Raw genomic sequence first — 18415 nt, 5'->3', positions numbered from 1 at the left:
CATTCTACTCGGAAACGCCGATGAGAAAAGGTTGACATCACTGAAAGAGCTTTTCACCACAACTGAACTCTATCTTGACCAGCTCATCTGCTACCATGCAACGCCTCATCAGGAGTGTGCTTTCATATGGCTTTTCGTCCTTTATCCGCCGTCGCGCCTGCCGCGCTGCTTCGCCAGGCGAAACCTTTGAAATCACTATTCTACCAAGCTGAGCGCCTGGAGCACTTACAGCGACTGGTCGATGCCCAACTGCAGCCAGCCGCTCGGGAGCACTGCAAGGTCGCAGCCTGGCGTGACGGATATCTACTGCTCATTATCACGGACGGTCATTGGGCTACCCGTTTGCGCTATCAGCAGCGTCGTCTACTCAGACAACTGCAACAGGCTAGTGAGCTCGCTTCGTTGCAGAGAATCCTATTTAAAGTAAGACCCAACAACATGACTCCTCGCGCTCAAGGCCCTAAGCGTGAGCTATCAAATGTCGCAGCAGAAAGCCTATTGGCCACAGCAGAAGGGATCAGCAATCCGGCCTTACGCGCCGCTCTGGAACGCCTGGCTAGCCGGGCAAACAGAAAACCCTAAAAGCCAATAAAAAAGCCACCGTACTGGTGGCTTTTTTCTGCAAGTGACAATTACACTGCAGCGGCAGGTCGCATATAGGAAATAGGAGCCTCGCTCGAATTTTCAAACGTGACCACATCCCATGCATCTGGCTGAGCGATCAGCGCACGCAGTAACCGGTTATTCATAGCGTGCCCTGACTTATAGCCACGGTACTCACCAATCAAGCTCTTGCCCAACAGATAAAGGTCACCAATGGCATCAAGAATTTTATGCTTGACGAATTCATCCTCATAGCGGAGGCCGTCTTCATTCAAAACACCGTTCTCATCGACCACGATGGCATTATCTACACTTCCACCCAAAGCCAGGTTATGGGAGCGCAAAAACTCTAGATCACGCATGAAGCCGAAGGTACGTGCCCTGCTGACTTCCTTAAGGAAAGCTGTGCTCGAAAAATCGACAGAAGCTTTTTGTGTACGACCGCTTACAACAGGGTGATCGAAGTCAATTTCAAAGCTAACCTTGAAACCTTCGAAAGGCACAAACGTGGCACGCTTGTCACCATCTACCACCGTGACTTCACGTTTAATGCGAATAAATTTCTTCGCTGCGTCCTGCTCTTCGATACCAGCCGACTGGATCAGAAAGACAAACGGGCCTGCACTTCCATCCATTATCGGCACTTCAGCAGCAGACAACTCCACATAGGCATTGTCGATACCCAGACCTGCCAGGGCTGATAACAGATGCTCCACCGTGCCGACTTTAACGCCATCCTGCAGCAAATTAGTCGACATCGTGGTTTCCCCTACGCTCTCGGCCCAGGCGCGGATTTCCACGACAGGATCGAGATCGATACGGCGAAACACGATCCCCGTATCCACAGGTGCCGGCTTCAAGGTGAGATATACTTTCTCCCCAGAATGCAAGCCAACGCCAGTGGCGCGAATGGTGTTCTTCAGTGTGCGTTGTCTAATCATGACAGTTGCCGTTCGTCGCTGGTGCGAATAGTTGTCAATAGTGGGCCGATCATAGCAGAACGACCCATTACTTCCCACTAATCACATCCATTGTTTCGATAAATCCGATCAATCGGCCTGACGACGCAGGAATGCTGGAATATCAAGATAATCCAGATCATCGTTCGGATTCATCTTGGCAGCCGTCGCAGAATTACTGTGGTTCTGGCTACGCATAACGGTCGGACGGTCCAGGTCACGGTAGTTTACGGCAGAATGCTCTTGCCGCGGCGTGAGGTTAGCCTGTTGAGCCGAGTTATCCACGACCTTCACTGGCTTCTCGATACGAGCGCCCAATCCTGTAGCAACTACAGTCACGTGCAATTCGTCACGCATTTCAGGATCGATAACCGCGCCTACTTTCACTGTGGCATGCTCAGAAGCGAAATCTTCAATGATTTCACCTACAGCGGCGTATTCGCCTAGAGATAGGTCAAGACCGGCTGTGATATTGACGAGAATTCCTCTCGCTCCGTGCAGATTAACGTCTTCCAGCAACGGATTGCGGATTGCAGCCTCGGTAGCCTCACGTGCGCGGTTCGGACCACTGGCATGGCCGGTTCCCATCATAGCCATTCCCATCTCGCCCATAACAGTCTTGACGTCAGCGAAGTCGACGTTCATCAGACCAGGACGCTGCATGATATCGGAGATACCTCGAACGGCTCCGGCCAATACATCGTCAGCCTTGGCGAATGCAGCTAGCAGGCTGGCATCCTTACCTAAAATAGTCAGCAGCTTTTCGTTAGGGATGGTAATCAGCGAGTCGACGCATTCGGAAAGAGAGCGAATACCTTCATCTGCCACTTGCATACGCTTGCGGCCTTCGAAAGGGAACGGACGCGTAACCACGGCAACGGTGAGGATACCCATTTCCTTGGCTACTTCCGCAATAATCGGTGCAGCGCCGGTACCGGTACCACCCCCCATGCCAGTCGTAATAAAGACCATGTCAGCGCCTTCGAGCACTTCGGCGATACGCTCACGATCCTCCATCGCCGCCTGGCGACCAATTTCCGGATTAGTACCAGCACCCAAGCCTTTAGTCACACCTGGGCCTAGCTGCAGAACAGTACGAGAGCTCACATTCTTGAGCGCTTGAGCATCCGTGTTGGCGCAAATAAACTCGACGCCCTCAACGCCGCTTTTCACCATGTGGTTCACCGCGTTACCACCGCCACCGCCTACGCCGATGACCTTGATGACTGCGCTCTGTGGAATATTATCTACGAGCTCAAACATAATCCCCTCTCTTCCTCTCGGTTTTCGCCTACTGCTGCCGCGATTAATTTGATTACAAATTGCCCTGGACCCAACGCTTTATGCGTTCCAGGACTGAATTCTTGGGTTCATCACTGTTATATCCGCCGGTGATGACCGGCACGCTGTCGGATTGTCTCTGTAATCCGTAGAGCAACAGGCCTACACCTGTCGAGTAAATCGGGTTACGTACAACATCGGTCAGCCCTTTGACCGTTTGCGGTACGCCCAGACGTACCGGCATATGGAAAATCTCTTCGGCGAGTTCGACTGCACCTTCCATCTTGGCAGTTCCACCAGTCAAGACAATCCCAGCCGGGATCAGATCCTCATATCCGCTGCGGCGCAACTCTGCCTGAACAAGCGTAAAGAGTTCATCGTAACGCGGCTCTACCACCTCAGCCAATGCCTGTCGCGAAAGTTCGCGTGGTGGTCTCTCCCCTACACTAGGTACCTTAATGGTTTCCCCGGCATTCGCTAACTTTGCCAAAGCGCAAGCATACCGAATCTTAATTTCTTCAGCATATTGCGTAGGCGTTCTCAAAGCCATCGCGATATCGTTCGTAACCTGATCTCCTGCAATTGGAATAACCGCCGTATGCCGTATAGCTCCTTCTGTAAATATGGCGATATCAGTAGTTCCTCCTCCGATATCGACAAGACAAACACCTAGTTCCTTTTCATCATCTGTCAGAATAGAGTAGGCCGAAGCTAGCTGCTCCAAAATGATGTCATCGACTTCCAATCCGCAACGACGAACACATTTCTCAATGTTTTGCGCAGCGTTCACGGCACAGGTCACCACATGGACCTTGGCCTCCAAACGAACGCCCGACATACCCAACGGCTCTCGAACACCTTCCTGGTTATCGATCACATAGTCTTGTGCCAAGGTATGCAAGACCCGTTGATCAGCTGGAATTGCCACGGCCTGTGCTGCGTCCAGTACTCGCTCGATGTCGGCTGGACTAACCTCACGATCCCGGATAGCAACGATTCCATGGGAGTTCAGGCTGCGGATGTGATTTCCAGCAATACCAACAAAGGCGGAGTGAATGCGGCAACCCGCCATCAGTTGAGCCTCTTCAACCGCCCGTTGAATGGATTGAACTGTGGACTCGATGTTAACAACCACGCCCTTTTTCAGCCCTCGCGAGGGATGAGTGCCGATGCCTACGATTTCGAGCTGGCCGTCAGAAGACACCTCACCCACCAAGGCCACCACCTTAGAAGTGCCAATGTCCAACCCGACGATCATTTTGCCGCTCTGCACGTTTGCCATGTTTTTTGAATTCTCCTCAATTCTTTATTCGGCACTGGCTGCCGCTACAGTCGTTGGGGCGATCGGCTCACGCCACGCCACAGCCAGTCCGTTTGGATAGCGCAAGTCGATGCGGACGATATTGGCAATTTGATCTTTAAGCACTTCGTCATACATCTTGACGAAGCGTCGCATTTTGCTCACAAGGTCGTCACGACCGAAAATTAGTTCAACCCCTTGGGCAGTAGTCAGGTACCAGCTGCCACGGTCACGCATTTCCAGACGCGCCACGGTAAAGCCCAGCGGTCTCAGCATCTGGCTGAATAATTGATATTGTTGCATGACCTGCTGCTGTGCACGCTGCGGACCGTGCAAACGCGGCAGGTTGTCATAATGGGCCAGATCTTTAGGCGCAAACGCCTCACCCTGGTTGTTCAGAAGAGCCTCATCACCCCAACGTGCCACTGGCAACTGCTCTTCCAGACGAATAGCAACTTCATCAGGCCATACTCGGCGCACTTCGGCGTGAGCAATCCAAGGCATCTGTTCTAAAGCCTGTCGCATGCCGGTCAGGTCGATCGAGAAAAACGTTCCGGCCGAATAAGGCGCAATACGCTGCTGAACTGCCTCCCGATTGATATAACTGAGATCACCTTCGACATTCACCTTGGTAATTGGTCGATCCGCATAAGGCAACAAGCGCTGAGACAATTCATAGGTTCCGTAACCCAGACCAAGCAACAGGAGAGGCCAAGCAAGCCGTTTGAACAGGGTAAAACTGGGTTTGGGCAGCCGTGTGGTCAGCGGCTCCTTCTCAACCAGACGGCTAGCACCTCGTGGCGGCTCCTTGCTGCGTAGCGGCATGCGCCCTACACCGGGCTGCGAATGTCGAAGTGTCATGACCATGAGTTAGCCTCTCGACTCCAGAGTGCCAGCTAGAATCTTCAGCACCAACTGCTGGTAGTCTAGCCCTGCCGCCTGGGCAGCCATAGGCACTAGACTGTGATCAGTCATACCCGGCACGGTATTGACTTCAAGTAACCAAAAACGGCCTTGCTCATCCTGCATGACGTCAACTCGAGCCCAGCCGTGCGTGCCTATGACTTCACAAGCACGTCGGGTCAATGCTTTAAGCTCGGTTTCGCGGTCTTCATCTAGGCCGCAGGGAATCTGATAGCGTGTATCTGAAGCAAGATACTTGGCTTCATAGTCATAAAAGATGTGCGAAGTACCCAGTCGAATCGGCGGCATGACTTGATCGCCGAGCATGGCAATAGTGAACTCAGGGCCACTTATCCATTGCTCTACCAAAACGTGCGCGTCATATGCCGAGGCAGACTGCCAAGCCGAGATCAGCTCATCAATACTGCTCACCTTGGCCATACCAATACTGGAACCTTCATGAGCCGGTTTGACGATCAGAGGAAAGCCGAGTTCCTCGGCCGCGGCTCGACAATCAGACTCACTGCACAAAACGGCATATTGAGGTGTAGGTAATCCCTGGCTAAGCCAAATTTGCTTGGTACGTAGCTTGTCCATTGCCAGCGCTGAAGCCAATATGCCACTGCCCGTGTAAGGGATACCTAAACATTCAAGCAAGCCCTGCATACTGCCATCCTCACCGCCCCGGCCATGTAGAACGATAAAGGCCCGATCGAAGGACTCGGATGCGAGGCGTTGTAAGAAATCGTCTCCCACATCGATACCGAACACATTAACACCGGCCGCCTGAAGAGCAGATAGCACCATCTGACCAGACTTCAGGGAAACCTCTCGTTCGGCACTACGACCACCGAACAGTACAGCGACCCGCCCAAAATCAGCAGGCGATATCGATAAAGAACTCAGGATGCTCATAATGGCCTCCCTGCGGCTTCGACTGTGAACAGTGGGCTGTTAATTAATTGGGGAGCGAGCGAGCCTATGTCACCGGCCCCCTGACACAAGAGGATATCTCCCGCCTTCAGCAGAGGCCTGATTATGGGGGCCAACTCGATACCACGCTCGACATAGATAGGGTCCAGCTGACCACGCTGCCGGATACTATGGCAAAGACGACGACTATCCGCCCCAGGAATCGGCTCTTCTCCGGCTGGGTAGACTTCCATCAGAAGTAGTACGTTGGCATCGGCCAGTACTTGTACAAAGTCGTCATAAAGATCACGGGTACGGCTATAACGGTGAGGCTGATAAACCATGACTAGACGGCGCTCAGGCCAGCCACCTCTTACAGCCTTAATAACAGCCGCCACCTCTCGCGGATGGTGCCCGTAGTCGTCGACCAGCATGACACTACCGTTCTCGACAGGTAACTCTCCATAGACCTGGAATCTCCGGCCGACACCTTGAAAGCCGGAAAGTCCGGCCATGATAGCGTCGTCACTGATTCCCTCATCCGTCGCGATGGCTATGGTAGCCAAGGCGTTCAACACGTTATGAACACCCGGCATATTGACCGATACAGCCATCGGCTCATGCCCCTGGCGCAACACGGTAAAATAAGTCCGCATCCCGTCCTGACGGATATCGATTGCTCGAACATCGGCGTCTTCATGGGTACCATAAGTGACAGTAGGACGTGCTACTTGAGGAATGATCTCGCGTACAACCGGATCATCGACACAGAGCACAGCCAACCCGTAGAAAGGCAGGTTATGTAGAAAGTCGATAAACGTCTTTTTCAGCTTGTTAAAGTCGCCGCCATAGGTGCTCATATGGTCAGCATCTATATTCGTGACAACGGCGACCATAGGCTGCAGATGTAAAAAGCTCGCGTCGCTTTCATCCGCCTCGGCTACTAAGTAGCGACTGGTACCCAATTGGGCATTGGTACCTGCGGCGTTGAGACGTCCGCCAATAACAAACGTGGGATCGAGACCTTCCGCTGCCAGTACCGAAGCGATAAGACTAGTGGTAGTAGTCTTACCATGCGTGCCGGCCACTGCAATACCATGCCGATAACGCATCAACTCAGCCAGCATTTCGGCACGTGGAACTACTGGAATTCGGCGATCCAACGCAGCAGCCACTTCGGGGTTCGATTTATTGATAGCGCTGGATACGACCAATACGTCAGCACGCTCCAGATTCGCAGCGCTATGACCAATATAAATACGAGCACCAAACTGTTCTAGCCGCTCGGTAACAGCCGATACTTTTAAATCCGACCCCGACACTTCATAGCCGAGATTAAGTAGTACTTCGGCAATACCACACATGCCCACGCCGCCAATACCGACGAAATGAACACGCCGAATGCTACGCATGCGCCGGACTTCAGCCTGAATAGCGCTCTGGGATTTAACCATGGGTTACCTCCAAGCAAGCGTTGACTACGGCTTGGGTTGCATCAGGCTTGGCCAAGGCACGGCTACGAGCAGCCATGGCAATCAGTCGTTCGGGTTGCATCAAAACCTCTGTTAGCTGTGCAGCGAGCTCCGCTGCACTCGTCGTCTTTTGCGGGAACAAGGCAGCGGCGCCTTCATTCACCAAGAATTCAGCATTGCGTGTCTGGTGATCATCAATGGCATGCGGGAGCGGAACTAGAAAAGCTGGCAGTCCTGCTGCAGTTAATTCGCTTACAGTCAATGCTCCAGCGCGGCAGATCACCAGATCTGCCCAGGCATACGCTTGCGCCATATTAGAAATAAAAGGCAAAACTTCGGCCTGTATACCGGCGGCTCCATAGCGCTCAGCTGTTACATCGGCATGCTGGCGTCCAGCCTGGTGGCGAATGATGGGGCGTAGATGGACCGGTACTTGCGCCAGGGCTTCTGGCAATAATTTGTTCAATGGTTCTGCACCTAGGCTTCCACCTAAAACCAATAGGTGTGCTGGCCGGCCAGCTAAAGCCATACGTGAGTCGTTCAGGAACAGCTCCGTACGCACAGGGTTGCCTGTGCTCAGCCGTTTTACAGAAGCAGAGAACGTACCGGGAAACCCTTCACATACACGCCGAGCCAGGGGAGCCAAGAGGCGATTGGCAGTTCCAGCAACAGCATTCTGCTCGTGGATGATCAGCGGAACCCCTGACAAACGTGCCGCCAGCCCACCCGGCCCTGTTACGAACCCTCCCATACCTAAAACACATACGGGCTTGAGCGTACGCATGATGCGTAAGGCTTGCAGCAAGGCGCCGGTTAATTGCAAGGGGGCACTAAGCAGCGATTTAAGTCCTTTGCCACGTAATCCAGTTACAGTAATGCGGTGAAGAGGCAAACCGGCTTGAGGTACGATATCGTTCTCGATACCTCTTGGTGTTCCTAACCAGTGGACCGTGAATCCTCTCGCCTGAAATTCGCGGGCGCAGGCAAGGGCTGGGAAAACATGACCGCCCGTACCGCCCGCCATAATGAGAACGTTACCGGACATCGGCAAAGTCCTCCTCGGTAAACTCGACTTCCTCATCGACAAGTAAGGTACGTCGCTCCCATTCAATCCGCAGCAGTAACGCCATGCTGACGCAGCAAATGATCAGCGAACTTCCCCCATAACTAAGAAATGGCAACGTCAGCCCCTTGGTAGGCAGTAAACCAACGTTCACGCCAATGTTGATCAAGAACTGACCAATCCACAGCATGGATAAACCGTAAGCCACATACGCCGAGAAATACTGCTTGGCCTGCTCAGCCCAATAACCGATATACAACCCACGAATGCAAACGAATAAAAACAGGCCTACAGTTGCCAGCGCACCGACTAAGCCCAACTCTTCGGCCAATACGGCAAATACGAAGTCGGTATGCGCTTCGGGCAGGTAAAATTGCTTTTGAATGCTGTTTCCCAAGCCCAAACCAAACCAGCCGCCACGACCAAACGCGATCAAGGCCTGCGTAAGCTGATAACCGGATCCAAATTGATCCGCCCAGGGATCCGTGAACGTAATCAGTCGCTGCATCCGATATTCCTGGGTTTGAACCAGAACGAATACAGCACCAACAGCCACTACGACCATAAGCACGAAGCGAAACAGGCCAACCCCTCCCAGGAACAACATGGCCGCCGCCGCCCCCATCATTACAACCGTGGCTCCGAAATCTGGCTCCCGAAGTAGCAGGCCTGCTAAGGGCAACAACACAATAAAAGGCTTAAAGAACCCCATCCAACTATGGCGCACCTCATCCTGACGGCGAACCAGGTAGCCGGCGAGATAGATCACCACGAATACCTTGGCCAGTTCTGATGGTTGTACGTTAAAAAGACCAAACCCGATCCAGCGCAGTGAGCCGTTGACTTCGCGACCAATTCCCGGAATTAACACCATGATCAGCACAACGAAGGCAGCAATCAGCAGCATACCCCCGAAACGCTGCCAGGTAGCCATAGGAATCATGAGCACAACACCGCAGCTAACAATGCCGATTACCAAATAAATCAAATGGCGGATCATGTAGTACAGTGGATTTCCCGCTTGGGCAGCCGCTACTTCCGAGGAGGCGGAAGTAATCATGACCAGCCCTAGCCCCAACAAGGCCAGGCAGCCAGCCAGTAAAGGAAAGTCGAGGTCGATACCATTCCGACTGGCCAGTGGCGACGGATAAGGACGCAGCAGTGAAAACATTAGTGAAGCGCCTCTACTGCTTGAGCAAATAACCTGCCACGTTCTTCAAAATTGCGGAACATATCAAGACTGGCGCAGGCAGGCGATAGCAAAACAGCATCACCGGACTGAGCCAGTTCTGCCGCAGCCAAAACTGCCTGCTCCAAGGTATCCACATATACATGCGGAACGCTTGTATCCAGCGCAGCGGCAACACGCGCAGCATCGCGTCCCAAAAGAATCACGGCACGACAGTAAGTACTGACTGGCGTACGTAGGGGTTCGAAATCAGCTCCTTTACCATCACCTCCTGCGAGCAGCACTAGCTTTCCGGCAATATCACTACCGAGCCCCTCAATGGCAGCAAGAGCTGCCCCTACATTTGTAGCCTTGGAGTCATCGTAGTAACTAACACCTTTGTGCTCGCCGACCCATTGGCAGCGATGGGGCAAACCTGCAAACGTACGCAACGCAGTTAGCATTGGTTCGAACGGTAAACCGGCAGCATGACCCAACGCTAACGCTGCCAGCGCATTGGCCTGATTGTGTGCACCACGAATTTTGAGTGCTTTAACAGGTAATAAGGGATCGAACTCGAAAGCTAAATATTTTTCGCCGCCACTTTCACGAATACCAAAACCCTTAAAGTCTGGCTGCCCATAACCAAAGGTCCAGCAGGTCACTTGGTCCGAGATCAGGGGGCGGGACAAGGGATCATCACGGTTGACTACAACCTGACGAGCTCCTCGAAAGATACGATGTTTCGCCAAGTGATAAGCCACCATGCCGCTATAGCGATCCATGTGGTCTTCACTGACATTGAGTACCGTGGCGACTTCGGCCTCCAGGCGCTCACAGGTTTCCAGTTGGAAACTGGACAACTCGACAACATACAGCTCGACGTCCTCAGCCAGCAGGTCCAAGGCAGGTGTACCCAAGTTACCGCCAATCGCGACCCGCTTGCCGGCCTCTCGCGCCATTTCTCCTACTAGAGTTGTGACCGTGCTTTTAGCATTAGAGCCTGTAATAGCAATGATAGGAGCCTTGGCCGCTCGTGAGAAAACGTCGATATCCCCCGAGAGCCGAACCCCTCGGTCGGCAGCCGCCATGAGAGCAGGTGTCTGCAAAGACAGACCAGGGCTTACATACAGCTCGCTTGCACGTGCAAGAAATTCAACGTCCAGCTCGCCACAGCGAACATCCACTTGAGGATAATGAGTCCGGAGGGTTTCCAGTTCCGGCGGATTTTCACGCGTATCGGCGACCGCAAACGGTGTGGCCTGCTGTGCTAAATAGCGCACCAGTGACATGCCGCTTTTACCGAGGCCGACCACGATACGAAACTGGTCAGAAGCGATCAGACTCATAATGCTTTTACCTCAGTTTTAACGTGGCCAGGCCAATCAACACCAGAATTACGGTAATGATCCAGAATCTTACGATTACGCGCGGCTCAGGCCAGCCCTTGAGCTCGAAATGATGATGAATAGGGGCCATACGAAAAACGCGACGTCCGGTGAGCTTGAAGGAAGCGACTTGAATCATGACTGACAGCGTTTCCATTACGAAAACGCCTCCCATGATAAAGAGCACAATCTCCTGGCGAACAATGACAGCGATAGTGCCTAGTGCGGCCCCTAGCGCCAGGGCGCCAACGTCGCCCATGAAAACCATGGCGGGATAGGTGTTAAACCATAGAAAGCCCAGGCCAGCCCCAATCAGGGCGCCACAAAATACAATCAGCTCGCCTGAACCCTCGACATAAGGAATGAGCAGGTAATCGGCAAATTTCACGTTACCCGAAAGGTAGCAAAAGATGCCCAGCGCTCCCCCGACCATGACGGTAGGCATAATGGCCAGCCCATCCAAGCCATCGGTCAAATTGACGGCATTACTCGAGCCTACGATAACGAAATAGGTCAGCACGACGAAGAAAATGCCCAGCGGAATTTCAACGTTTTTCAACAGCGGCACGATAAAGGTCGTTTCGATAGGCGACTCTGCCGTCATATATAGGAAAAAGGCTGCACCTAGACCGAACACTGATTGCCAGAAGTACTTCCACCGGCTCGGCAACCCTCGAGAGTTTTTTTCGATTACTTTGCGGTAATCATCTACCCAACCGATGGCGCCAAAAAAGAAGGTGACCGCTAAAACCGTCCACACGTAGCGATTTGTCAGATCGGCCCAGAGAAGGGTACTGATACCAATCGAGGTAAGGATCAGGGCCCCTCCCATGGTGGGCGTTCCAGATTTGGACAAATGCGACTGTGGCCCATCATGACGGACCGCTTGGCCGATCTGCCGAATCTGTAGGGTACGGATCATCCACGGACCGAGCGTAAGTGCCAGCACAAGAGCTGTCAAAACGCCAAAAATGCCGCGAAGGGTCAGGTATTGAAAGACCGCGAAGCCCTTGTAGAACTGTTGCAGGAACTCCGCCAGCAGCAGCAACATCAGTGTTTCTCCTCAACATCTTTATTGCACAGCGCCAGAACGACTTTATCCATCGCTGCACTACGCGAACCTTTGATTAAAAAAGTGCAATCCGGGCCGCTTTCAGATAGCAGAGCATTGATCAGGTCGGATTGGTCAGCGAAGTGCCGGGCGTTAACACCAAAAGCCTCGACCGCATGTGCCATCAATGGCCCAACACCGTACAAGGCTGAAACTTTGTTATGGGCATAGCTGCCCAGTTCGGCATGCGCCTCGGTGGCCCACTCTCCCAACTCCCCCATGTCGCCTGCGACAAGAACGGTCCGGCCCGTAAAACCACTTAGCACATCGACTGCTGCCTTCATGGAACCCGGATTAGCGTTGTAACTGTCATCAATAACGCGGGCACCCTGAGCGCCCCGTTTGACGACAGTGCGCCCTTTGACTGGCTGCAACGCCTCGAGCCCTATAACAATGGATTCAATTGATATCCCTACGGCATGAGCGGCAGCAGCTGCTGCTAGAGCATTTAGTACGTTGTGCTCGCCCAGTAGATTGAGTTGGATACGTGCCTGACCTGCCGGGCAGATCATAGAAAAACTTGAACAGCCACGGGCATCACGTGCAAGCTCAACGGCTCGAAAGGTAGCCATTTCGTTTAAACCGAAACTGCATACTTCATGACCGCTGGCGCGAGCCTGCCATTGCTCGAAAGCTTTATCGTCCCGGTTGAGTACAGCGACCCCCCCTGAAACCAACCCTTCGAGAATTTCACCCTTGGCTTCAATGATCTTCTCTACGCCTCCGAACTCCCCTACATGAGCACGTCCGGCATTGGTAATGATGGCAACGTGCGGCTGGGTCAGCCCAACCGTATAAGCAATTTCTCCTATCCGAGAAGCGCCCAGCTCGATAACGGCGTAACGATGGTCTTCCCCTAATTGCAGTAAGGTTAACGGGGCGCCTAAATCATTGTTCAAATTACCTTGTGTAGCCAGAGTAGGCCCACAGGTGCGCAAGATAGAAGCCAGCATCTCCTTTACTGTTGTCTTACCGCTTGAACCAGTAACTGCAGCTACCGGATACGGGAATCCGGCTCGGTTCAGGGCGGCAATTTGCCCGAGCGCCTGGCGTGTATCGCTAACAATCAGTTGCGGTAACTCGATAGCAGGGTGCTCCCGCTCCACCAAGGCAGCGACCGCGCCTTTAGCTGCGACCTCACTTAAATAGGCATGTCCATCGAAGCGAGGGCCAGACAGTGCAATAAACAGCTGCCCCGGCATAATCGTACGGCTATCAGTCGAAACGGCTGAAAATGAAACGTTATGGCCTTTCAGACGAGCCGAAAGTGGAGCCACTAAGTCCTGAAGAAACATAGGCTTAAGCATGATCGGCTTCCTTTATGGCCAGCCCCTGACGGGCGTGCTTCAGATCAGAAAAAGGCATTCTTACACCTGAGACTTCCTGATAGTCCTCATGCCCCTTCCCAGCGAGCAGTACTACATCCTGGGGTGTAGCCATATTGATGGCATAGGCGATAGCGGCATCACGAGCAGAAATAAATATGGCTTTTTCTGGCATGACAAAGCCGGCCCGGATATCAGCAATGATCCGTTCGCTCGGCTCGGTGCGTGGATTGTCGTCAGTTACTACGACAATATCTGCCAAGCGTTCAGCGATGCGGGCCATCAAGGGACGTTTACCGCTATCGCGGTCACCACCGCAGCCGAATAGGCAGATCAGTTGACCTTGTGTATGAGGCCGCAAGGCAAGAAGTACTTTTTCGAGCGCATCAGGCGTGTGGGCATAATCGACAATAACCAGTGGCACCTTCCCGCCACCTAAACGCTGCATACGCCCAGCTGGCCCCTGCAGATGAGGAACCACATGAAGAATATCGTCTAACGGATACCCCATACCCAATAAGGCAGCTACCGTAGCCAGTAGATTGCTCAGGTTGAATCGTCCGATCAGTGGACTATTCATGACCTTGTCGCCTGCGGGGGTAGCCAGCCCAGCTCGAATACCCTCATCACTGAATACTGCCTGCCGGCAGTACAGCGTAGCCGCAGGGTTATCGAGACTATAGGTAATCAAGGTTGATGGTTGAGGCTCGGAGGCCAGACGCGCCCCTAACTCATCATCAATGTTGATAACGCGAGTCTTGAGCCCAGGCCACTTGAAAAGGGCAGACTTGGCCTGCGCATAAGCTTCCATCGTACCGTGATAATCGAGGTGATCTCGGGACAGGTTAGTGAAGACGGCAACCTCAAAATTCACTGCGGCTACACGCCCTTGATCCAGGCCGTGTGAAGAAACTTCCATCGCTACGGATTGCGCACCGAGCCGCTCAAGGTGACTCAAGGTCGCCTGTACAGATAAGGCATCCGGCGTGGTATGGCTCCCACTTTGGAGAGCCGAATAAAAGCCTGTCCCCAGAGTTCCAACAATGCCGCAACGCTGTCCCAATCGATCACAAGCCTGCGCGATCAACTGCGTAACACTGGTCTTTCCGTTGGTTCCAGTAACGCCTACCAAACGGAGCTTATGGCTGGGATTACCATGAAAACGCCCAGCAATAGCGGATAACTGGCCAGCCAAACCTCTCACAGGAATAAGCGGAACCGAGCCACTAGCGGGCAGGTCTGGCGCGTTTTCAATCTCATAGGCTACAGCCGCAGCTCCCTGTGCCAGGGCATCAGCAATATGCACGCGACCATCCTGCCGTCCGCCAGGAATAGCGAAAAACAAGTAACCCTTCTGTACGCTTCGGCTGTCCAGCGTCAATCCTTCGATCAACACGGGGCTATCGGTTTGAGGCAATAGCTGATTGAGAGGTATGGACATTAACCACGCTCTCCTTTGCCGGGTCGTTCGTTGGCATTTGCTTGGCCTTGCTCAGATAGCGGAGCCAAGTTATCTGGCGGTACATTCATCAAACGCAAGGCTCCGCTCATAACACGACTAAAAACCGGCGCAGAAACGACGCCACCGTAATATCCACCTTTACTCGGCTCGTCGATCACGACAACCATAGCGATGCGCGGGTTGGTTGTCGGCCCGAAACCGGCGAACAAGGATCGGTAGGCATTTTGGGTATAGCCTTTGGTACCCACCGAAGCTTTACGTGCCGTTCCACTCTTTCCTGCCACGTGATAGCCAGGTACCTGAGCACGGAATGCACCGCTTGGCGCCTCGACGACCTGCTGAAGCATGCCCTGTAAGGTTTTGGCAACATGCTCTGGCACGACCTGATCACCTTGCGGCGCTCGATCTACCCGCGTTAGCGACAGCGGGATGAAACTTCCATTGTTTGCCAGGGTGGAATAAGCATGCGCCAATTGAATGGCCGTAATGGACAGGCCATAGCCATAGGACAATGTTGCCGTCTCAGCAGGATTCCACTTACGGTAGTTAGGCAAATTACCTACCCGCTCACCCGGAAAACCCAGACCAGTGTCCTGACCCAACCCAAACTGCCGCATCGTGTTGTAAATGGCTTCGCCGCCAATATCGAAGGCAATCTTGCTCATGCCGACGTTACTGGACTTGATCAGAATGCCTGTCAGATCAAGAGGCTCCTGGCTTCGTGCGACGTCTTTGATCGTATAACGTCCAATTTGCAGATAGCCCGGATACACGTTTACTTTGTCGGAAGGCTTCCAACGACCACTTTCCAGCGCCGCACTCATCGATAGTGGTTTCATAGTGGAACCAGGCTCGAATACATCGATCATGGCGCGGTTACGCATGTTCGCTGGATTCAAGTTACGACGATTATTGGGGTTGTACGTCGGCTGGTTAACCATGGCGAGAATCTCGCCGGTTTTGACGTCGACCATGGTCAGGCTGCCGGATGCGGCGCCAAACTGCGTCAGGGCATTACGCAACTCACGATTGGCTAGATATTGCAGACGCAGATCAATCGAAAGGGCGACGGAGTTTCCGGGCTTGGCATTCTTGGCGACCTGAACGTCTTTGATAACTCGCCCTCTCCGATCCTTGAGAACCTGCCGCTTTCCAGGCACCCCAGCCAGCCAATCGTTGAAGGCAAGCTCAACCCCTTCACGACCGCGATCATCGATATCGGTAAAACCTACAACCTGAGCAGCTACTTCGCCTGCCGGATAGAAGCGGCGGAACTCTTCGATGTCATAAACACCGGGAATCTTCTGAAGCTTTACCTGCTCCATGACCGCTTCGCCCTGCTCCGGCATCATGCCACGCGCCAGGTATAGAAACTCGCGATTCGCATTTTGCTCGAGGCGTTTGGCCAGATCTTCTCTGGACTGTCCTACCAGATCGGCCAGGAGCGCCCATTTATCACGCGCGCCGGATAACTCCTTTGGGTTGATCCAGAGGGTTGTCACAGGCGTGCTTACCGCCAGTGGCTCACCATTGCGATCGGTAATTAAACCCCGATGGGCCGCGATGGGTATGGTTCGCACACTACGGGCATCGCCTTGCCCTTTAAGAAACTCTCGGTCGATAACATGCAGATCAATGATACGCCAGCCTATAGCACCGGCCATTACTGCAAGCAAACCAACTACCAAGCGAAACCGCCAGGGATGATGCAGCCCATTGAGCTTCATCATGGCGACACCATTTTGATCTCTTCTGGCTCTGGGATACGCATCTTCAATTGCTCGCTAGCCAGCGTCTCGATCCGGCTATGTGCCGTCCAAGTACTTTGCTCCAGCAACAAACGGCCCCATTCAGCCTGCGCCTTGTCACGCACGCTCATTTCTGCATATAGGGTATTGAGCAGCTGCCGATTCCAGTGGGCACTGTAAGCAACAGCAACGGCTGACAGCAGGACAGCTAGAAAAAGTACCAACATGACGAAACTGCCTGTAGGCAGTTTTTTGGCAAAAAGAGTACTCATCGCAGCTTCTCCGCAATACGCATGACTGCACTGCGGGATCGTGGATTTACAGAAAGCTCGGCATCCGATGCGTAGATCGGCTTACCCACCAAACGTGCACGAGGCTCAAACGCTTGGGTACGGACAGGAAGATTACGCGGCAGATTATCCGCCTCCCCCTTGGCAAGTCGGCGCATAAACAACTTAACAATACGATCTTCCAGCGAATGGAAGCTGATTACGACCAGTCGCCCTCCAACGGCGAGCGCATCGAAAGCCGCCTCGAGTCCTCTTTCAAGGTCGCCTAACTCATTATTGATAAAGATGCGCAACCCCTGGAAAGCTCGCGTCGCAGGATGCTTGCCTTTCTCCCAGGCTGGATTGGCTTCTTTCAGTACCAAAGCCAAATCTGCAGTACGCGTGAATGGTTGCTCCTGGCGACGCTGCACAACGGCACGAGCCATACGCTTGGCGAAACGCTCTTCGCCATAGTCACGAAATACTCGGGCAATATCATCCTCGCTGGCCGAAATCAGCCAATCGGCTGCGCTGAGTCCCTGCGTAGGATCCATCCGCATGTCCAATGGGCCGTCATGCATGAAACTGAAGCCGCGCTCAGGATCATCCAGTTGCGGAGAGGAAACGCCTAAATCCAGAAGAATACCGTCCACGCGCCCTGCCCAGCCACGCTCGGCCAAGGCCAGCCCCATATCAGCAAAGCTGCTTTGCACAATGACAAAGCGGCCGTCTTCGGCCGCCAGTGCTTGTCCCGACAGGATCGCTTGTGGATCCTTGTCGAAGCCAAGCAGTCCCCCGCCGGTAAGTCGTTTCAGGATCGCGCGGCTATGGCCTCCTCGACCAAAAGTACCATCTATATAAAGCCCTTCGGGACGTACAGCCAAAGCCTCGACGGCTTCATCGAGCAGGACGGTAACATGGGTAAATGCAGTAGTCGTATTCACAGGATTAAATCGCGCAGTTCATCCGGCAGACCGCCGGGTTCCTTGATTGCCTTGAGGTCGTTTTCACACAGGCCATTCCAGGCATCCTCATTCCACAACTGAAACTTGTTCAGCTGTCCTACTAGTACAGCGCGCCTATCCAAATGGGCATACTCCCTGAGCCGGGGCGGGATTAAAAAGCGGCCGCTACCGTCAAGCTCCAGGTCTACCGCATTACCAATGAGCAAACGCTGCAAACGTCGCGACTCTTCTCTTAAGGAAGGAAGTTCACGAAGTTTGCTTTCGATGATTTCCCATTCAGGAAGGGGGTAAACGCAAAGGCATGGATCAATGGCATCGATCGTCACGATAAGGTGCCCTGCACAACGCTCAAGAAGCTCATCCCGATACCGACTCGGCATCGAGAGGCGCCCTTTAACGTCAAGACTTATGGCACTCGCTCCGCGGAACAAATCGGCGATTCCTTTGGCTGGCTTCCCCTACCATTAAATCCCACTTTTAACCACT

Annotated in this window: 17 protein-coding genes; 1 reads left to right on the top strand and 16 read right to left on the bottom strand. The window is 53.3% G+C overall.

Annotation, left to right across the window (positions count from 1 at the left end):
* Positions 1 to 126 precede the first annotated feature (126 nt).
* On the top strand, positions 127 to 582 hold the full coding sequence (locus IQ22_RS00925) for a DciA family protein (RefSeq protein ID WP_145136652.1): 456 nt from the start codon (positions 127 to 129) through the stop codon (positions 580 to 582).
* 50 nt (positions 583 to 632) lie between these two features.
* Here IQ22_RS00925 and lpxC read toward each other — a convergent pair whose 3' ends face one another.
* The 16 genes from lpxC to mraZ all read right to left on the bottom strand — a co-directional run bounded on the left by lpxC (position 633) and on the right by mraZ (position 18360).
* Positions 633 to 1544: a UDP-3-O-acyl-N-acetylglucosamine deacetylase gene (gene lpxC / locus IQ22_RS00920; RefSeq protein ID WP_145136650.1), complete on the bottom strand. Its 912-nt coding sequence runs from the start codon at positions 1542 to 1544 to the stop codon at positions 633 to 635.
* Positions 1545 to 1652: 108 nt separating this feature from the next.
* Positions 1653 to 2825 carry a cell division protein FtsZ gene (ftsZ, locus tag IQ22_RS00915; RefSeq protein WP_145136647.1) on the bottom strand — a complete coding sequence of 391 codons (1173 nt, stop codon included), beginning with the start codon at positions 2823 to 2825 and terminating at the stop codon, positions 1653 to 1655.
* A 52-nt stretch (positions 2826 to 2877) separates the two neighbouring features.
* Positions 2878 to 4125, bottom strand: a complete 1248-nt coding sequence (ftsA, locus tag IQ22_RS00910; protein ID WP_145136644.1) for a cell division protein FtsA — start codon at positions 4123 to 4125, stop codon at positions 2878 to 2880.
* 24 nt (positions 4126 to 4149) lie between these two features.
* On the bottom strand, positions 4150 to 5010 hold the full coding sequence (locus tag IQ22_RS00905; RefSeq protein WP_145136640.1) for a cell division protein FtsQ/DivIB: 861 nt from the start codon (positions 5008 to 5010) through the stop codon (positions 4150 to 4152).
* Between the two features lie 3 nt (positions 5011 to 5013).
* Entirely contained in the window at positions 5014 to 5961 is a 948-nt protein-coding gene (locus IQ22_RS00900) for a D-alanine--D-alanine ligase (RefSeq protein WP_145136637.1), read from the bottom strand.
* Positions 5958 to 7412 (bottom strand): UDP-N-acetylmuramate--L-alanine ligase, encoded by a 1455-nt coding sequence (gene murC / locus IQ22_RS00895; RefSeq protein ID WP_145136634.1) that lies wholly within the window; start codon positions 7410 to 7412, stop codon positions 5958 to 5960. The genes IQ22_RS00900 and murC overlap by 4 nt, the downstream gene beginning before the upstream one ends.
* Entirely contained in the window at positions 7405 to 8475 is a 1071-nt protein-coding gene (murG, locus tag IQ22_RS00890; RefSeq protein WP_145136631.1) for an undecaprenyldiphospho-muramoylpentapeptide beta-N-acetylglucosaminyltransferase, read from the bottom strand. Before murG ends, murC begins: the two co-directional genes overlap by 8 nt.
* Positions 8465 to 9664, bottom strand: a complete 1200-nt coding sequence (gene ftsW / locus IQ22_RS00885; protein WP_145136628.1) for a putative lipid II flippase FtsW — start codon at positions 9662 to 9664, stop codon at positions 8465 to 8467. The genes murG and ftsW overlap by 11 nt, the downstream gene beginning before the upstream one ends.
* Positions 9664 to 11010 (bottom strand): UDP-N-acetylmuramoyl-L-alanine--D-glutamate ligase, encoded by a 1347-nt coding sequence (murD, locus tag IQ22_RS00880; RefSeq protein WP_145136625.1) that lies wholly within the window; start codon positions 11008 to 11010, stop codon positions 9664 to 9666. Before murD ends, ftsW begins: the two co-directional genes overlap by 1 nt.
* A 7-nt stretch (positions 11011 to 11017) precedes the next feature.
* On the bottom strand, positions 11018 to 12100 hold the full coding sequence (mraY, locus tag IQ22_RS00875; RefSeq protein WP_145136622.1) for a phospho-N-acetylmuramoyl-pentapeptide-transferase: 1083 nt from the start codon (positions 12098 to 12100) through the stop codon (positions 11018 to 11020).
* On the bottom strand, positions 12100 to 13467 hold the full coding sequence (locus IQ22_RS00870; RefSeq protein ID WP_145136619.1) for a UDP-N-acetylmuramoyl-tripeptide--D-alanyl-D-alanine ligase: 1368 nt from the start codon (positions 13465 to 13467) through the stop codon (positions 12100 to 12102). The genes mraY and IQ22_RS00870 overlap by 1 nt, the downstream gene beginning before the upstream one ends.
* Complete coding sequence (locus IQ22_RS00865; protein ID WP_145136616.1) at positions 13460 to 14926, bottom strand: UDP-N-acetylmuramoyl-L-alanyl-D-glutamate--2,6-diaminopimelate ligase; 1467 nt, start codon at positions 14924 to 14926, stop codon at positions 13460 to 13462. Before IQ22_RS00865 ends, IQ22_RS00870 begins: the two co-directional genes overlap by 8 nt.
* Positions 14926 to 16674, bottom strand: a complete 1749-nt coding sequence (locus tag IQ22_RS00860) for a peptidoglycan D,D-transpeptidase FtsI family protein (protein ID WP_145137550.1) — start codon at positions 16672 to 16674, stop codon at positions 14926 to 14928. Before IQ22_RS00860 ends, IQ22_RS00865 begins: the two co-directional genes overlap by 1 nt.
* On the bottom strand, positions 16674 to 16967 hold the full coding sequence (gene ftsL / locus IQ22_RS00855) for a cell division protein FtsL (RefSeq protein WP_145136613.1): 294 nt from the start codon (positions 16965 to 16967) through the stop codon (positions 16674 to 16676). The genes IQ22_RS00860 and ftsL overlap by 1 nt, the downstream gene beginning before the upstream one ends.
* Positions 16964 to 17908: a 16S rRNA (cytosine(1402)-N(4))-methyltransferase RsmH gene (rsmH, locus tag IQ22_RS00850; protein ID WP_145136611.1), complete on the bottom strand. Its 945-nt coding sequence runs from the start codon at positions 17906 to 17908 to the stop codon at positions 16964 to 16966. Before rsmH ends, ftsL begins: the two co-directional genes overlap by 4 nt.
* Entirely contained in the window at positions 17905 to 18360 is a 456-nt protein-coding gene (gene mraZ, locus IQ22_RS00845; RefSeq protein WP_145136608.1) for a division/cell wall cluster transcriptional repressor MraZ, read from the bottom strand. Before mraZ ends, rsmH begins: the two co-directional genes overlap by 4 nt.
* Positions 18361 to 18415: the final 55 nt, after the last annotated feature.

This window comes from Pseudomonas duriflava, from assembly GCF_007830155.1.
GTDB classification, from domain to species: Bacteria; Pseudomonadota; Gammaproteobacteria; order Pseudomonadales; family Pseudomonadaceae; genus Chryseomonas; species Chryseomonas duriflava.
The sequence above is the reverse complement of the archived record's forward strand: the minus strand, read 5'-3'. Positions and strand labels throughout refer to the sequence as shown.

Excerpts from the sequence above, each read along its gene's own strand:
- IQ22_RS00925 (WP_145136652.1), top strand. The coding sequence starts at position 127 with ATGGCTTTTCGTCCTTTATCCGCCGTCGCGCCTGCCGCGCTGCTTCGC.
- lpxC (WP_145136650.1), bottom strand. The coding sequence starts at position 1,544 with ATGATTAGACAACGCACACTGAAGAACACCATTCGCGCCACTGGCGTT.
- ftsZ (WP_145136647.1), bottom strand. The coding sequence starts at position 2,825 with ATGTTTGAGCTCGTAGATAATATTCCACAGAGCGCAGTCATCAAGGTC.
- ftsA (WP_145136644.1), bottom strand. The coding sequence starts at position 4,125 with ATGGCAAACGTGCAGAGCGGCAAAATGATCGTCGGGTTGGACATTGGC.
- IQ22_RS00905 (WP_145136640.1), bottom strand. The coding sequence starts at position 5,010 with ATGGTCATGACACTTCGACATTCGCAGCCCGGTGTAGGGCGCATGCCG.
- IQ22_RS00900 (WP_145136637.1), bottom strand. The coding sequence starts at position 5,961 with ATGAGCATCCTGAGTTCTTTATCGATATCGCCTGCTGATTTTGGGCGG.
- murC (WP_145136634.1), bottom strand. The coding sequence starts at position 7,412 with ATGGTTAAATCCCAGAGCGCTATTCAGGCTGAAGTCCGGCGCATGCGT.
- murG (WP_145136631.1), bottom strand. The coding sequence starts at position 8,475 with ATGTCCGGTAACGTTCTCATTATGGCGGGCGGTACGGGCGGTCATGTT.
- ftsW (WP_145136628.1), bottom strand. The coding sequence starts at position 9,664 with ATGTTTTCACTGCTGCGTCCTTATCCGTCGCCACTGGCCAGTCGGAAT.
- murD (WP_145136625.1), bottom strand. The coding sequence starts at position 11,010 with ATGAGTCTGATCGCTTCTGACCAGTTTCGTATCGTGGTCGGCCTCGGT.
- mraY (WP_145136622.1), bottom strand. The coding sequence starts at position 12,100 with ATGTTGCTGCTGCTGGCGGAGTTCCTGCAACAGTTCTACAAGGGCTTC.
- IQ22_RS00870 (WP_145136619.1), bottom strand. The coding sequence starts at position 13,467 with ATGCTTAAGCCTATGTTTCTTCAGGACTTAGTGGCTCCACTTTCGGCT.
- IQ22_RS00865 (WP_145136616.1), bottom strand. The coding sequence starts at position 14,926 with ATGTCCATACCTCTCAATCAGCTATTGCCTCAAACCGATAGCCCCGTG.
- IQ22_RS00860 (WP_145137550.1), bottom strand. The coding sequence starts at position 16,674 with ATGAAGCTCAATGGGCTGCATCATCCCTGGCGGTTTCGCTTGGTAGTT.
- ftsL (WP_145136613.1), bottom strand. The coding sequence starts at position 16,967 with ATGAGTACTCTTTTTGCCAAAAAACTGCCTACAGGCAGTTTCGTCATG.